Source organism: Streptomyces flavusporus (genome assembly GCF_046267975.1).
Classification (GTDB): domain Bacteria; phylum Actinomycetota; class Actinomycetes; order Streptomycetales; family Streptomycetaceae; genus Streptomyces; species Streptomyces flavusporus.
This window is the reverse complement of sequence record NZ_CP176503.1, coordinates 9,649,357-9,664,388: the sequence shown is the minus strand read 5'-3', so window position 1 is coordinate 9,664,388 and position 15,032 is coordinate 9,649,357. Positions and strand designations below refer to the sequence as shown.

Here is a 15,032-nt window from a genome sequence, read left to right as displayed (position 1 = left end):
CCTTGAGTCTCCAGGGCCACAGCCCGGCGGCCATTGTCGTCAGGCACAATGAGATCCCGCGGCCCTGTTGCGATCGGCCAAGGACCACAGTGGTCACCGTCGCGTAAAACGCCAATCGTCACCATGTGACCGTCCCCCACCGGAGAGCCCGACCCGCCCATGGACGCCTGCACCCTCGAGGAACTTCTCGACACCCTCGGCGAGCCCATGCTCCGCGTGCTCACCACCCCGGCGGGCCTCACCGCACCCGTCTCCGAGGTCCTGCTGTACGACGCCGGGGCCCCCTTCCCGCGCAGCGCGCCCGGTGCCCTGCTGCTGACCGTCGGGGCTCGAGCGGGCGAGGTCGGGCCCTTGGCGCGCGATGCCGCGGCGGCCGGGATGGCCGGACTCGTCGTACGGGCCGGCGACGGGCAGCCCGACGCGGTGGCGGCGGCGAAGGCCCACGGCGTCGCGCTGCTCGCCGTCGACGAGGACGCCGCCTGGCATCACGTCCATCTGCTGCTGGCCTCCGCGATCGGCTCCCGGCCCGGCCCGGCGGGCAGCGGGGCCGCCTTCGGCGACCTGTTCGCCCTCGCCAACGCGGTGGCCGCGGCCGTGGGCGGCGCGACCGTCATCGAGGACGCCCGCCAGCGGATCCTGGCCTACTCCACCGTCACCGGGCAGGTCGTCGACGAGGCCCGGCGGCAGGGCATTCTGGGCCGTCAGGTGCCGAGCAGCCCCGAGAACACCGAGCAGTACCGCCTCCTGTTCGCCGCCCCCGGACCCGTACGCCTCGCCGCACTCGACGGCGACGAGCTGCCACGGCTCGCCGTCGCGATCCGCGCGGGCGGCGAGACGCTCGGGTCGGTGTGGGTCGTCGACGACGGGCACCTCGGCCCCGATGCCGAGGACGCCCTCAGGCAGGCCGCGTCCACGGCCGCCCTGCTCCTGCTGCGGGCCCGCGCGAGCGAGGAACTGTCCCGGCATCTGACGAGCGACTTGCTGCGCCGCCTCCTCGACGGCACCGCCGATCCCGCCGGCGCCGCGCACCGCCTCGGCCTCGCCGTCGGCACCCCGGTCCGTGTCGTGGCCTTCGCCCTCGACGGCACGGCGTCAGCGCCCGACGGGGAACAGACCGCCTTGCGGCTGCTCGACCTGGTACGGCTCCAGTGCGAAGCGCGGTACGGGCGGCACGCGTGCGTGCTGGTGGACGGGAGTGTGTACGCGCTGCTGCCGGTGACCGGTGAACACGGTGGGAAACGACACAAGCGGCTCGCCGAGGACATCGTGCAGCGTGCGGGTCGGGCTCTGCGAGTGCCGGTGCGGGCCGGGCTGGGCGACATCGTCCCGGACCTGGCGGCCGTGCGCGGCTCCCGGGACGACGCCGACCTCGTCCTGCGGGTGCTCGGACCGGGCGAGGACGTCGCCGCCGTCACCGAGACACGCGCGCGTGTCACCCTGCTCCGGCTGCGTGAACTCATCAGCGGACAGCGAGAGTTGACGGCGGGTGCCTGGCGGGAGGTCCTGGCGTACGACGCCGAGCACGGCACCGACTACGCCAGGACCCTGGTGTGCTGGCTGGACGTCGGATGCGACATGGCGCGGGCCGCGAAGCTGCTCGCCGTGCACCCCAACACCTGCCGGTACCGCCTCAGGCAGGCGCAGCAGCACCTCGGTATCGACCTGGACGACCCGGACGAGCGGTTGGTGCTGTGGCTGCAGCTGCGCACCCTCGCCGGACTGCGGGGCGCGGACCGGGCCTGACCCGCGAGCCCTCAGCCGCTCAGCCAGGCCGCGAGCCGGGCCTCGCACTCGCGCAGCTGACCGACGGGCACATACTCCCCGGCGGTGTGCGCGAGGGTCGGGTCACCGGGGCCGTAGTTGAGCGCGGGCGTGCCGAGCGCGGCGAAGCGGGCGACGTCGGTCCAGCCCAGCTTGGGGCGGGGGGTCGCGCCGAGGAACTCGACGAGCGAGGCGACCGGGCCCTGGCCGAGCCCCGGCAGGGCGCCCGGCACGACCTCGGTGACCTCGACCTCGTACTCGGGGAAGAGGCCGCGCAGATACGCCTCGGCCTGCCCGGCCGAACGGCTCGGTGCGAAGCGCAGGTTGACCGTGATCACGCAGGTGTCGGGGACGACGTTCTCGGCCACCCCCGTACGGACGGCGACCGCGTTCAGCCCCTCGCGGTACTCCAGGCCGTCGATGACGATCCGCTCGGCGGTGTGGTCGTCGAGACGCTGGAGCACGGCGGCCGCTCGGTGCGCGGCGTTGACGCCCATCCAGGAGCGGGCGGTGTGCGCCCGCTCACCACGCACCGTGATGTCCGCGTTCAGGACGCCCTGGCAGCCCGCCTCGACGCCCGCGTCGGACGGCTCCATGAGGATCGCGAGGTCCGCCTCGAGCAGATCGGGGCGTTCGGCGGCGATCCGGTTCAGGCCGTTGCGGTCGCCGGAGACCTCCTCGCACTCGTAGAAGACATAACTGACGTCGCGTACCGGTGCGTCAAGGGTGGCCGCAAGGCGCAGGGCGACGGCGACGCCGCCCTTCATGTCGCACGCCCCGAGCCCGTACAGCAGCTCCCCGTCCAGCCGGGAGGGCAGGTTCCCGGCGGCCGGGACGGTGTCCAGGTGGCCGGCGATCACCACCCGCTCGGCACGGCCCGATTCGGTGCGGGCCACGACGGAGTTGCCGATGCGTTCGACCGTCAGATGCGCGCACGCGCGCAGGGCCGCCTCCACGGCGTCGGCGAGGTCTGCCTCGTCGCCGCTCTCGGACGGGATGTCCACCAGGGCACGGGTGAGGTCCACCAGGTCGGCGGTCGGGTTCAGCGAGGTCGCGACGTCCCGCCGCCGCGTCGGCCTGCCCGCAGTCCCGACCTCACCCGCGGGTCTCCGCGGGCTCGTCCGCACCGTGTCCACGCGTCCACTCCTCTCACCGCTCCCACTCCGCCCTTGATGATGCGGAGCGGGGGGCGGGGAGGGGTGTGCGTGTCGGCCAAGATGGTGTGGGGTGCTTTGGCTTTCCGGCCAATGCCAGGTCGTGATCGCGGTCTCAGTGCACCGAGAAGCCGCCGTCCACGAAGAGGGAGTGCCCGGTGACGTACGCCGATGCCGGGCTCGCCAGGAAGACCGCCGCGCCCGCGAAGTCCTCGGCCAGACCGTTGCGGCCGACCAGTGTGCGGGCGGCGAGAGCGGAGACCTTCTCCGGGTCGGAGGACACCCGCTGGTTCAGGGGCGTCATGACGAAGCCCGGCACCAGGGTGTTGCAGGTCACGCCGTGCGGCGACCACGCCTCGGCCTGCGAGCGGGCCAGCGACTCCAGGCCGCCCTTCGACACGCCGTACGCCCCGCTCTGCACGAAGGCGCGGTGCGCCTGCTGCGAGGTGATGTGGATGATCCGCCCGTAGCCGCGCTCGGCCATGCCGGGGCCGAAGCGCTGCCCGAGCAGGAAGGGCGCCTCCAGGTTCACCGCCATGGTGACATCCCATGTGTCGTCGCCGAGCTCCCCCATGGGGGGCCGCAGGTTGATGCCGGCGGAGTTGACGAGGATGTCCGGCTCACCGAACGGCTCGACGGCCTTCTCCGCCGCCTCCCGCACGCCCTTCCGGGTGCTCAGGTCGCCGCTCACCCACGCGGCCCGGCAGCCGTCCGCGGTCAGCTCGTCCACGGTGGCGGCGAGCTGCTCCTCGTTGCGCGCCACGACCACCATGGCCGCGCCCGCCCGGGCCAGCGCACCGGCGATGACGCGGCCGATCCCGGAGCTGCCGCCGGTCACCACGGCGATGCGTCCGTCCAGTGAGAACAGCTCCGAGAGGTATCCCTGCGTCGTCATGCCGGGCACCCTAAGGCAGCCGTTACCGAGTCCGTAGTCGGATCTCAGCAATCCGGGCATTACGGCCCGGATGGCCCGTCACATCACCAAAGTATGAGGGCTTCGGCTTGAGTACGGTCTCTCGTTTCCTTCCCGCGCGGGGCGGGGATTGCGCCACCTGCCCGCCCCCTCCCGGCCTTGCGGCTGGGTCGGTGGTGCGGGTCTTACGGTCGGCTCCACGAGGCTTCGACACCTTGACGGCGTCCAGGTCTCCGGCCACTCCGGTACCTGTGGTGCGTGCCGCCGCCAGGGCGGCGAGGTTGTGTGCTGCGTTCTCGTCCCGGTCCATCACGAGCGGACAGGCATCACAGTCGAAAACTCGGACGTGCAGCGGCAGCTTGGCTTTCACCGCGCCGCAGTTCGAGCAGGTCTTGGAGGACGGGTACCAGCGGTTGGCCACCACGGTGGGGCAGGCGTTGCGCCGGCCCTTGTAGGTGAGCTGGCGGCGGATCTCCCCGAATCCGGTGTCGGCGATCCGGCGGGCCAGGCGCCGGTTCTTCAGCATCCCGGCGACGTTGAGGTCTTCCACCACCACGGTGCCGTACTCGGCGCGGATGCGGGTGGTGAGCTTGTGCAGGGCGTCGGCGCGAAGGTTCGCCACCCGGTGGTGGACGCGGTTGCGCTCGCGGTTGGCCTTCTCCCACCGCTTCGACGCCTGCTGCCCGGTGCGCCGGTCGGCCCCTGGCGGCGGGAGACCCGCCGCGAGTGCAGGCGCAGCAGCTTCAGGGAACCGTCCAGGTGCTTCGGGTTCGGCTCGTAGCGGATCTCACCCGCGCTGTCGGCCAGCACTGCCAGGTGCTTCACACCGAGGTCGATACCGACCGCCGCGTCCGGGCGGCCGACGCGGGTGATCTCCCGCTTCACCTCGGCCTGGAAGGAGACGAACCAGCGTCCGCGTTCGTGCCGGACGGTCGCCGACAGGATGCGCGCCGTCCCGGCCGCGATGCGCTCCCGCAGGCCGTGGGCGCGTTCGTGCACGCGGATGGCACCCAGGCGGGGCAGGGTGATGTGACGGCCATCGGGATCGATACGGATGCTGCCGGTGGTGAACCGGCAGGCCAGGCGGGCCTTCCGCTTCGGCTTCCGCCGCGGCACGCCCACCGTGCGGCCCTTGCGCTTGCCGTTCTTGGACTTGGTGTAGTTGTCGAACGCGGCGGCGGCGCCTGCCAGGCCGGTGCTGTACGCCTCCTTGGAGTTCTCCTCCCACCACCCGGCGAAGCGCGGGTCGGTGTGCTTGGCCTCGTTGAACGCCTTGCGCAGGGCAGGCAGCGACCACAGCCGCCACTTCGTCAGCCGCTCCTCGTCAATTCCGTACGTCGCCTCGGCCGCCCGCTGCGCCCACGACGCCCGCACCCACGACACCGCCCAGTTGTACGCCGCGGGCCGCACCGCAGTGCGACCTGAGCGCGGCCTCCTGCGTGGCGTTCGGATCAAGGGCGAACCGGTACGCCTGCACCACGAAACCCGGCCGGGGCCGGAACTTCTTCATACGTGCGCCCCTTCCTCGGTCGCTGCTTTCACAGCACGCTCGGCACGCATCTTCGCGGCCCTGCGCCCGTACAGGCGGGCACACATCGAAGTCAGGACCTCGGTCATGTCCCGCACCAGGCCGTCCGTGGCCTCCTCCGTGTCAAGGACGACGAGGCGGCGTCCGGACGCGGACAGGGCGGCTTCGAGGTGCTCGACACCGAAGCGGGCGAGACGCTCACGGTGCTCCACCACGATCACGCCGACCTTCCGGCCAGACAGGATCCGGTGCAGCTTTTGCCGACGCCCGTTCAGCCCGGACCCGACCTCCCTGACCATCTCGCTCACAGCAAGTCCCAGACGGTTCGCGCCCTCAACGACACGGACCACCTGCCGGTCGAGATCCGGCTTCTGGTCAGCGGACGACACCCGGCAGTACGCGACCACCTGGCCCTCCGCCGCAGCAGGCGCGTCGTCAACGAGCCAGGTACCGGACGGAGCCTGGCGGACAGGGACCGGCATCGTGCCGTTCCTCACCCACCGCCAGGCCGTCTGGTAGCTGACGCGCCCACTCGGAAAGCTTCACAGTCCGAACATAAATGACTACAGAAGGCTACGAATGACTATGCTCCACGGAACAGATGAAACCCCCCTGGTCCCCAGGCAGATCACCGCGTCCTCTCTGCGACAACGACAGCGTGTGCACGTGCCGCCCGTACGGCCGCGGACAGGCCGGCGATGTCGTAGGCGCCGTGGTGCCTGCGTCCGTTGATGAAGAAGGTGGGAGTTCCCGCGACGCTGCTGAGTTCCGCCGATTCCGCGTCCTCAGCGACCCGCGACGCACCCGCGCGGGACCGTATGTCCCGCTCGAAGCGCACGATGTCCAGTCCGCTGTCGGCCGCGTATCCTCGCAGGTCGTCGAACCGGAGCGCGCCCTGGTGGCTGATCAGCAGGTCGTGCATGTCCCAGAACCGGCCTTGCAGATCGGCCGCTTCGGCGGCCTCGGCGGCGAGCTGGGCGTGTACGTGGACATCGGTGAGCGGCAGGTGCCGCCACACGTAGCGGACGTCCCCGAAGTCGCCGAGCAGCTCGCGAATGACCGGTTCCGCCTGCCCGCAGTGGGGACACTCGTAGTCGCCGTACTCCACCAGAGTCACCGGGGCGTGGCGAGGCCCTCGCATGTGGTCCCGGTCGGGGTCCACGGGCACGGCGAGATCGACGATCGTGTCCGCCTTTCCCACCAGCGCCCGTAGTTGCGTCCCTCGTGGCAGCGAGCCGATGGCGCCCGTGACGAGCCTGCTGAGTACGAAGGAACAGAGCACGGCACTCAGAATGCCGATCTTGGCGTCGTCCAGCCGGGTGCCGTCGAAGGCGAGGGTCGCGATGAGCAGGGAGACCGTGAACCCGACTCCGGCCAGGGTTCCGCCCGCGACCAGGGCTCCCCAGCCGACCGGAAGCCGGATCCTTCCCCGGCCCAGCAGAGTCGTCAGTCCTGCCGCGCCCACGATGCCGATCGGTTTGCCCAGGACGTATCCGAGCAGGATGCCGAGAGTGACGGGTGAGGTGAAGGCCCGCGCGAGCTGGTCGCCGCTGATCGGGATGCCGGCGTTGGCCAGGGCGAAGAGCGGTACGACGACGTAGCTCGTCCAGGGGTGGAACATGCGTTGCAGCCGGTCGTTCGGCGAGATGGCCGAGGCGATGCCCTCACGTACCAATCGCTCCAGTTCGGGGGTGGGCTGCTCGCGGAAGAGCCGGAACAGTCCGGTCGCGTGTTCCAGGTCGGAGCGCGACGCGGGGTAGGCGTACGTCAGCAGCCCCATGGCGAGTCCGATGACCACCGGGTCCACACCGGATTCGAGCAGCGCGCCCCACGCGACGAGCGCCAGCAGCGCGTACACGATGCCTCGGCGCAGTCGGAACCGCCGGAGCGCCAGGATCACGGCGAAGACGCCGACCGCGAGCAGAAGCGGTGGCACAACGATGCGATCGCTGTAGGCGACGGCGATCACGCCCAGGGCCAGGAAGTCGTCGACCACCGTGAGGGTGAGGATGAAGATCCGCAGTCCCTGCGGCATACGGCGTCCGACCACGGCCAGCATCCCCAGGGCGAAGGCCGTGTCGGTGGACATGGCGGCGCCCCAGCCCTGCATCGTGCCGTGGTCCGCGTTGATCGCGAGGTAGAGGGCGATCGGTACGAGCATGCCGCTGACTCCCGCCGCCACCGGCAGCGCGAGCCGCTTGCGGTCGCGCAGTTCGCCCATGTCGAACTCGCGGCGCGCCTCCAGACCGACGACGAAGAAGAACAGCGCCATCAGCCCGCTGTTCACCCATTCCCGCAGTTCGAGGGAGATCCCGTACGCGCCGAGCTCCACGGACAGATGGGTCTGCCAGAACGACTCGTACCCCGCAGGCGCCACATTGGCCCAGACCAGCGCGGCACATGCTGCCGCCACCAGCACGGCGGCGCTTCCCGTCTCGGTCCGCAGGAAGTCGCGCAGTGGTGAGGGCGAGCCACTGCTGCACGCGGACTGCCCCCGGTAGTCGTCGGCGGGCAAGGACATACTCGGACGCTCATTCGACGAGGGATACGGAGGCTCGTGGGACTGGGACGAACACAAGCCTCCCTCATCCACGGTGTCACATCCGGGAGGCGACTACTCCATCGTCGCCGCGCTCACGCCGGGTAGGGAGCGGCGTTGCGGGCCGAGCGGAGCGCGGCCGCCCACCAGTGCAACTGGTCGAGCATCGTCTTGGCGTAGCCGGGGACCTCAGGGTCGAGGGGGCGGCCGTCCCGCGAGGCCGTGAAGTAGTTCGGGAAGGCGAGATGATCGCGAATGGTCACCGCGTGCAACTCGGTCAGCACGTTCTCCAGGTGCAGCACCGCGTGCCGGCCGCCTGCTGCACCGCCGTAGCTGACGAAGGCGACGGGCTTGGCGGTCCACTGGGTGAAGTGCCAGTCGATGGCCGCCTTCAACGACGCGGGATAGCTGTGGTTGTACTCCGGCGTGACCACGATGAACGCATCAGCGCCCTCGAGCGCCGACGTCAGTGCCGCCATCCCGGCCGGACGGGGTAACCGTCGCCTGCGTACTTCGGCGATGCCGCAGGCAGCGCCAACGGGATGTCGATCTCGGCCAGATCGACGACGTCCACATCGAAACCACCGTGCATGCGGGCCTGTTCGGCGACCCACGAGGCCACGGCGCTCGGATCTCGCCGCGCGGGCCGGCATCAGCATCGGTCGAGAACTCCGAGTGGTTCACCTCGGAACTCGCCCCCGTCGCCGGCCCCGACTTCACGAGCCGCCTGAACCGTCACGAGGTTCCGCGACGTAGAGCTCTCCGCCTCAACCACCCCTCCGGCTGCGAACCCCAACTGCTCCGCGAGACGCTCGAACTCTCCTCGGACGCCCAACAGCTGGTCGTCTTCCTCCCCGCAGACGACAGGACGGCCCAGGCAGTCGACCAACTCCGCGGTCGGCCCCAAGGCCGTCTCCGGGCCATCTCGTAACACGCTCTGGGGAGGCCGGACAGGTCGTTGTTCGGCGCGGCGCACCTCGAGTCCGGTCAACCGGAAGAGCCGGCCGAGGCGGCCCGTCGCCGATGGGGGGCGGCATCCGTCTGTGTATCGCTCGGTCACCCACATGACCGATGGATGCCGCCCCACGGCGGGACGCGAGTTGCCTCCCCAGGCGCCTCACGTCCGCTGGTTCGCCGCCAGTGCCGTCCCTTGCCCGGCGGCGTCCTGCAACCTGGCCGCTCATGCTCAGGTCGCAGGCGTTTGCGGGTGCAGCGACTCCCGGCCCAGAGGGCTCACAGGAGCCGCCGCCCAGAACCTGGGCCGCAGGTCAGTGCCCGCCACGGCCGGCCGTGACCCGAACGGGCCAGTCATTGTCTCGTCAGTACTGCACTGGCCTCGGTGCGGCGATGGCGGCCTGACCCGGGCAGGTCCAGGGCGGGGCCATGCTCGACTGCGGGCTGTCCACGGTGTCGGCCGGAACCAAGTCCGCTGGTCGGCCAGAGGCGCCGAAACACAGTGATGAGCGGGGCGGTTTGCTGCATGGTGCTCTCCGGGTGGGGCGTTGGCACGGAGTGCCGGATGGTGCGGTCACGAGGGTGAAGCGTCTGAGCCGATGTGAGTCCGGCGCGATCGAGCCTCGGGCCCAGTCGGATGGGCCCGGCCGGCTCGCTCAGATGCCGGAACGGCTCGAGGCGGCGTAGCTGTACCAGAGCTGGTCGAAGTACCAGCGGTCGAAGCCGTATGCGCGCTCGCGCGCCGGGGTGAGGACGATCCACCGTCCGTCCACCCGCTGGTAGACGTGGCGGCCGTCGTAGCGCAGTTGGCGTCCGTCGTCACTGGAGCGCCAGTACAGGTAATCCCGGTGATCCCGCTCGCTGCGCCAGTCAGGACGCCCGTCCGTGCGCGGCCGATCGCGGTCACTGTGGTCGGTCGCGACGCGGGCGACGGCGCCGGTGTGGCTGTGCCGGTCGGCGGGGAGGGTGGATGCCGCGGCGGGGTTCCCGACGGCTATGAGTGCGCTGCCGGCGACCGCGAGAGTGGCGGCTGCGGTCGCGAGTCGGTGCGTGAACTGCTTCATGGTGGTGCCTCCTTGCGTGGCCCGCTGATCGAACGGACGCGAATAGTTCGACGCGATGCGCCGTGCGACGGTGGCCGCTGTACGACTGATCACCGTCATGCGTTGACACTAGCAAATCATTGAAGGTCGTCAACGATTGTGGAGGTGTGACCGTCGACTCATTCGCATGATGGGAGTGGGGTGGGTGCGCCAAGCACAAACACCCCAGGAACCGCACTGGTTCCTGGGGTGTGTGATCGGCGCCGACCCTGCCGTCTCGTGGCGGCCGGTGGATCAGCGCTCGGTGCAGGCGATGTCGCCCTTGGAGGTCCTGACCCGGCTCAGCAGGTCCCGCAGTGTTGCGAGCTCCTCGGCGGTGAGATCCGCGAACAGCTCCCGCTCCACCTTCTCAATGGCTTCCTGGGCCTTGGCCAGGACGCGGCCGCCTTCCTCGGTGATCGCGACGATGTGACGGCGCCGGTCGGCCGGGTCGCGACGGCGTTCGACGAACTGCGTGGACTCCAGGTCGTTGAGGATGCCGCACAGAACACTCGGGTCCACCTCAAGAGCCCCTGCGACGCCCTGCTGGCTCATGTTGCCCGACCTGCCGAGCAGGATCAGCGTCGCACCTTGGCGCAGCGTCAGTCCGCACAGCGCAAAAGCGTGCTCCATCCGGCTGCTGACGATGGCGCCGTGCCGGGCCAGCAAGAAGCCGAGCCGGTCGAGGGGGTCGGTTTCCAGGGTGTCGGCCAGTTCCGCGTTCATGATCACACAACCATCGTATCAAAGCGGCAACGGTCACACACAGTGAAGGATTTAAGAGTCTCAATGATTGGGCGCCATCGATGGAATCCAGTGGTCGACCTTCCGTACGACCTCGGCGGAGAGTCCGTCGTTGCCGCTGAAGTGGTGCGACAGCAGTTCGTTCGCCACTCCGCGGAACGGGCGATCTCCTCGATGGTGACTTCGGCAAGGGGCTGGGGAGGGGACATGCTGGAGTCGGTGGGGCTGTCGGTCGCCGAGACGGATGTGTACCGCGCGCTTGTCGTCGCCGTCACGGCGTCGGCGGGCGAGGTGTCCACGGCGACGGGACTCGACGCCCGGACCGCCGAGCGGTGGCTTGGACGGACCCGGGCAGCACGCGATGCCCCGTGGGCCAGTCGGCCGATTTGGCCGTCGGCCCGCTCCTGGCCCCGGAGCCGGGACGGCGTTGTGCGCACCGCTGGTGAGCACCGAACCCCATCCGGAAACGGATGCTCCTTGGCGGTCTCCCCCGGGGACAGACCGCCAATGCACCCTGGTTTCGCAGGGTCCCATCTTGATTGGCTCAGGCGGACAGAGGGGCCTGGCAGCTGCTCACTTGGCCCTGCGCGGAATTTCCGTGGGGCAGGGGATGTCCGGGTCGAGGCGGCGCAGGATCCGATGGCCGATGCCCGTCAGATGACGGAGCTGCGGAGCGGTGAGGGCGTCGATGACGAGTTGCCGTACCACTTCGACATGACCGGGAGCGGTGGCCACCGTCTTGGCCCAGCCGGCCTCAGTGAGGATGGCGTTGGTGGAACGTCCGTCCTCGGGGCAGGGTTCGCGGCGCACCCAACCGCGCCGTTCAAGCCGTTTGACCACATGGGACAGCCGAGACAGGGAGGCGTTGGTGAGGACGGCGAGGTCACTCATCCGCCGCGTGCGATCGGGCGCTTCGGAGAGCCCGGCGAGGACGAGGTACTCGAAGAAGGTGATGTCGGCGTCGCGCTGCAATTGCGTGTCCAGGGCTGCCGGCAGTTTGACCACTACGGCAGCAAGCGACAGCCAGGCGTCCTGTTCCTCGCTCGTCAGCCAGCGGGGTTGCTGAGGACTCGCCTCCGTCCGATGGAGCCTCGTGTCGTTGTCCATGCAGTTCATACTAGCCGAGATAGTTGATACATCAAGTGACAGGACCCACATCGGGCCCCATTCGCTTGACCCTCCACGGAAGCGTACCTAGGTTCCTAGTTGAGGCATCAAGTATTGACGAGCTCGTCGAGATGCTCTCGCCGTGACCCCCGATCACATTTGCCAACCGGAGGGCTGTCCGGTACGTTCTCACGACAACGGACAGCTGTCCGCTTAGGCCTCACATTACCGGCCGGACGCGGGAGCACACCAGTGTCACGAGCACCGGGGTCAATCCACGCCCATTAAACGGAGCCTTCCATTCCAGGGCTCCGGAACAGACCAAGGAGAATGATCATGAGTCACGCCCTCAGGCAGCGGGCCGCCACCACGGCCGTCACGCTCTCCGTCGCGGTGGGCACCCTCCTCGCAGCGGGCGGCACCGCCTCGGCGTCGTCGGGCCAGGGCGCTGAGCGCACGGCGGTTACCGTCTCCCAGTCCTCGAGTTCGTCTCACTCCTCGAGCAGTTCGCACTCGTCGAGCACCTCCCACTCCTCGAGCAGTTCGCACTACGGCGACCGCCGCGATGACAACCGCAGTGACCGCAACCGCCACGACCGCAACAACCACCGTTACGACCGCAACGACCACAAGCTGTACGACCGGTACGACCGCGACCGCCACAACCGCTACGCCGGTTGGAAGGACCGCCACGACTACGACCGCAACGACTACAACCGCTACGACCGCCGGGACAGCCGCTGGGACGGCCACCGCACGTGGCACCGCAGCGGCAAGAACTGGTACTGCAGTGAGCAGGGCCAGCGCTACCGCTACGACGGTCACCGCTTCTACAAGTGGAACCACGGGACATGGGTCATCGTGATCGGCGATGCCCACGACTTCGACCGCCGCATCTTCCGCTGACCATCGGGGGCCCGGGCCGGGCGTGCTGCGCACCGACCCGGCCCGGGCCCCGTTCCCCCGACCGTTGGCTGCACTGCTGCCGTGGCGCAGTGGTGCAGCCGGCGCCCCAGGCTCCCGAGGAGCAAAGTGAGCCATGGCCGACTACGTAGATCAGATGCTGTACATGGGGCTCGCGCTCGCGCCTGACGAGCGGATCGCGGTGCCAACCCGCCTGTCGTACGAAGCGCACGACCCGTTTGCCGTGCACATCGTCTTCCACCCCGGCACCGACCGCTCAGTCATATGGATCTTGGCCCGCGACCTTCTGGTCGAGGGTCTCTTCCGGCCGAGCGGGCAAGGGGACGTACGCGTCCGGCCGAAGGGATCCGGGTCCGACGCCGAACTGCACCTTGCCCTGTCCTCCCCCCATGGGGCCGCACGGCTGACCGCTCCACTCCCCGAGGTGGCGCAGTGGCTCGAGCGCACATTCTGCGTGGTACCGGCCGGCCATGAAGCCGACGGCTTGGACTGGGACGCCGAACTGTCGCGACTCCTGCCCGGCACGGCCTGAGGGCACTGAGCTTCAGACGAGTGCGCCCCCAACAGCCCCGCGCTCGGCCGTACTTCCATTCCGCTGAGGCACTCATGAACATCCTTCAACGTCGGCGAACTGCACGCCTCCGGGCCTACGCCCAGCTCAAACGACGACATCCGGAACTGTTCACCCACCCGTTGGCCCCCGCCCATCTGGATCCTGCGCACCACGCTGAACGCCTGGGACGACGAGACCTGCCACCGGGCGGTCCGACTGTCGAGCTGGGCCTCGACTGGGCGCTCCCAGTTGTTGATGCATCAACTTGTTGTTAGCCTCGTCGGGGCACACCCTTTTCACCATTCCCGACGAAGATGGAGTCCGGCAGATGTCCCTCGCAGTGCAGTTCTCGGAGTACAGCACCAGCGACGCGCTGCGTGTCGTGGACGTACCACCGCCGACTCCGGGACCGGGGCAGGTACGGCTGGCCGTCCGCGCGGCCGGTGTCAACCCCGTCGACTGGAAGATCCTCCAGGGCTGGATGCGCGAGCAGTTTCCTCTCGAGCTGCCCGCGGGCCTCGGTTCCGACGTGGCCGGCGTGGTGGTCGCGGTCGGGGAAGGGGTGACCGAGTTCGGCGTCGGCGACGAGGTGCTCGGGATGTCGCTCACTCCGTCCTACGCCCAATTCACCCTTGCCGACACCAGCGCGCTGGTCGCCAAGCCTGCCCGGGTGCCGTGGCACGTGGCCGGCGGTATCCCCAGCGCGGGCGGCACCGCCTGGGCTGCCCTCGACCGGCTCAAGGTGAGCGAGGGCGAGACGGTGCTGGTCCATGCCGCCGCCGGGGGCGTGGGCACCTTCGCGGTGCAGTTGGCCGTGGCCCGCGGCGCGCGGGTGATCGGCACTGCCGGCGAGCGCAACCACGGTCAACTGCGCGACTTCGGCGCCGTACCGGTCACCTACGGCGAAGGGCTGGTCGAACGCGTGCGGGCCGTCGCCCCGAACGGCGTCGACGCGGTGATCGATGCCTCCGGCCGCGGCGAGATCCCGGACTCGATCGAGCTCGCCGGAGGCCCTGACCGGGTCCTGACCCTCGTCGCTTTCGACGCCGCCGGGACGGGGATCCAGATTCACACGGGCGGCGCGGGTGGGAACGGCAGGCTGGCCCTCCGCGAGATCCTGGACCTCATGGAGGAGGGACGCCTGCACGTTCCGATCTCGCGCACCTATGGCCTCACGGAGGCAGCCGACGCGCTCGACGCGAGCCGTGCCGGCCACGTGCGCGGCAAGATCGTAATCCTTCCCCAATAGGGCGCGAGAGAGCAGATCACGAGCCGTGGGAGGCGGGCATCGGTCAACCGGCGCCCGCCTCCCACGCATTCACTGCCTGCGCCGCCCAGTCGTCGTCGGCCGGGAGGTCGCCCTTGAAGGCGGCGGCCATACGCAGCCAGGGTGCCGCCTCGTCGTGGCGGCCCTGGCGTTCCAGGGCGCGGCCCAGCAACAGGTGGGCGTAGTGCTTCACCGGATCGCGCTCGATCACTTTGCGCAACTGTTCCTCTGCGCGCCGCAGTTGTGCGGAGTGGTAATAGGCGCGAGCCAGCAGGAGCCGGGGTCCGGTCTGCTCAGGGACCTCCTCGACGACGACGGCGAGCAGCTTGGCGGCCCCGATGTAGTCCTTGGCCTCGAAGAGCAGTTGAGCCCTCTCCCAGCGCTCGAGAGTGGTCTCCTCGTGCGGCACCCCGACGCCGTTGTCGAACAGGTGCAGGGCGCTTGCCCAACGGTCGGGTGCGACTCCGTCGTTCGCCGGGTAGTCGTTGAAGTTGTCGGTCATCGGT

At 69.7% G+C, this 15,032-nt stretch carries 14 protein-coding genes and 3 pseudogenes; 5 read left to right on the top strand and 12 right to left on the bottom strand.

All coding sequences use genetic code 11. The features are described 5' to 3' along the window. The first annotated feature begins 159 nt into the window (after nucleotides 1-159). Complete coding sequence (locus tag ACKTSN_RS45610; RefSeq protein WP_409474441.1) at nucleotides 160-1,743, top strand: PucR family transcriptional regulator; 1,584 nt, start codon at nucleotides 160-162, stop codon at nucleotides 1,741-1,743. An 11-nt stretch (nucleotides 1,744-1,754) separates the two neighbouring features. Here the strand turns inward: ACKTSN_RS45610 and dapE are convergent, their stop codons facing one another. The 8 genes and pseudogenes from dapE to ACKTSN_RS45570 all read right to left on the bottom strand — a co-directional run. Then, entirely contained in the window at nucleotides 1,755-2,807 is a 1,053-nt protein-coding gene (gene dapE, locus ACKTSN_RS45605) for a succinyl-diaminopimelate desuccinylase (protein WP_409475089.1), read from the bottom strand. A gap of 223 nt (nucleotides 2,808-3,030) precedes the next feature. Next, nucleotides 3,031-3,810 (bottom strand): SDR family NAD(P)-dependent oxidoreductase, encoded by a 780-nt coding sequence (locus ACKTSN_RS45600; RefSeq protein WP_409474440.1) that lies wholly within the window; start codon nucleotides 3,808-3,810, stop codon nucleotides 3,031-3,033. Between the two features lie 22 nt (nucleotides 3,811-3,832). After that, nucleotides 3,833-4,453, bottom strand: a pseudogene (locus ACKTSN_RS45595) (RNA-guided endonuclease TnpB family protein); the annotation flags it as partial. After that, nucleotides 4,348-5,211 (bottom strand): transposase, encoded by an 864-nt coding sequence (locus tag ACKTSN_RS45590; protein ID WP_409474439.1) that lies wholly within the window; start codon nucleotides 5,209-5,211, stop codon nucleotides 4,348-4,350. The pseudogene ACKTSN_RS45595 and the gene ACKTSN_RS45590, both read right to left, overlap by 106 nt. Continuing rightward, entirely contained in the window at nucleotides 5,153-5,338 is a 186-nt protein-coding gene (locus tag ACKTSN_RS45585) for a helix-turn-helix domain-containing protein (RefSeq protein ID WP_409474438.1), read from the bottom strand. Before ACKTSN_RS45585 ends, ACKTSN_RS45590 begins: the two co-directional genes overlap by 59 nt. Next, entirely contained in the window at nucleotides 5,335-5,853 is a 519-nt protein-coding gene (locus ACKTSN_RS45580) for an IS607 family transposase (protein WP_409474437.1), read from the bottom strand. Before ACKTSN_RS45580 ends, ACKTSN_RS45585 begins: the two co-directional genes overlap by 4 nt. 131 nt (nucleotides 5,854-5,984) lie before the next feature. Beyond that, a complete protein-coding gene (gene nhaA, locus ACKTSN_RS45575; protein ID WP_409474436.1) occupies nucleotides 5,985-7,877 on the bottom strand; it encodes a Na+/H+ antiporter NhaA in 1,893 nt (630 codons plus the stop codon). A gap of 113 nt (nucleotides 7,878-7,990) precedes the next feature. Further along, nucleotides 7,991-8,517 (bottom strand): annotated as a pseudogene (locus tag ACKTSN_RS45570) (NADPH-dependent FMN reductase); the annotation flags it as partial. A gap of 36 nt (nucleotides 8,518-8,553) precedes the next feature. Here ACKTSN_RS45570 and ACKTSN_RS45565 point away from each other — a divergent pair. After that, nucleotides 8,554-8,826 (top strand): annotated as a pseudogene (locus tag ACKTSN_RS45565) (helix-turn-helix domain-containing protein); the annotation flags it as partial. Between the two features lie 679 nt (nucleotides 8,827-9,505). On the opposite strand, the gene ACKTSN_RS45560 reads toward ACKTSN_RS45565, so the two are convergent. The 3 genes from ACKTSN_RS45560 to ACKTSN_RS45550 all read right to left on the bottom strand — a co-directional run bounded on the left by ACKTSN_RS45560 (nucleotide 9,506) and on the right by ACKTSN_RS45550 (nucleotide 11,782). Continuing rightward, a complete protein-coding gene (locus ACKTSN_RS45560) occupies nucleotides 9,506-9,913 on the bottom strand; it encodes a hypothetical protein (RefSeq protein ID WP_409474435.1) in 408 nt (135 codons plus the stop codon). A 273-nt stretch (nucleotides 9,914-10,186) separates the two neighbouring features. Further along, nucleotides 10,187-10,657: a MarR family winged helix-turn-helix transcriptional regulator gene (locus tag ACKTSN_RS45555; protein ID WP_409475088.1), complete on the bottom strand. Its 471-nt coding sequence runs from the start codon at nucleotides 10,655-10,657 to the stop codon at nucleotides 10,187-10,189. A gap of 591 nt (nucleotides 10,658-11,248) precedes the next feature. Continuing rightward, nucleotides 11,249-11,782 (bottom strand): MarR family winged helix-turn-helix transcriptional regulator, encoded by a 534-nt coding sequence (locus ACKTSN_RS45550; RefSeq protein ID WP_409474434.1) that lies wholly within the window; start codon nucleotides 11,780-11,782, stop codon nucleotides 11,249-11,251. Between the two features lie 336 nt (nucleotides 11,783-12,118). Here ACKTSN_RS45550 and ACKTSN_RS45545 point away from each other — a divergent pair, with 336 nt between their 5' ends. The 3 genes from ACKTSN_RS45545 (at nucleotide 12,119) to ACKTSN_RS45535 (ending at nucleotide 14,508) form a co-directional block, all read left to right on the top strand. Further along, nucleotides 12,119-12,688 (top strand): hypothetical protein, encoded by a 570-nt coding sequence (locus ACKTSN_RS45545; RefSeq protein ID WP_409474433.1) that lies wholly within the window; start codon nucleotides 12,119-12,121, stop codon nucleotides 12,686-12,688. A gap of 133 nt (nucleotides 12,689-12,821) precedes the next feature. Next, nucleotides 12,822-13,238, top strand: a complete 417-nt coding sequence (locus ACKTSN_RS45540; RefSeq protein ID WP_409474432.1) for an SsgA family sporulation/cell division regulator — start codon at nucleotides 12,822-12,824, stop codon at nucleotides 13,236-13,238. Nucleotides 13,239-13,587: 349 nt separating this feature from the next. Continuing rightward, nucleotides 13,588-14,508: an NADP-dependent oxidoreductase gene (locus ACKTSN_RS45535; protein WP_409474431.1), complete on the top strand. Its 921-nt coding sequence runs from the start codon at nucleotides 13,588-13,590 to the stop codon at nucleotides 14,506-14,508. Between the two features lie 43 nt (nucleotides 14,509-14,551). Here the strand turns inward: ACKTSN_RS45535 and ACKTSN_RS45530 are convergent, their stop codons facing one another. Beyond that, the gene (locus ACKTSN_RS45530) at nucleotides 14,552-15,028 is read right to left on the bottom strand and encodes a tetratricopeptide repeat protein (RefSeq protein ID WP_409474430.1); all 477 of its coding nucleotides are present in this window, start codon (nucleotides 15,026-15,028) and stop codon (nucleotides 14,552-14,554) included. Nucleotides 15,029-15,032: the final 4 nt, after the last annotated feature.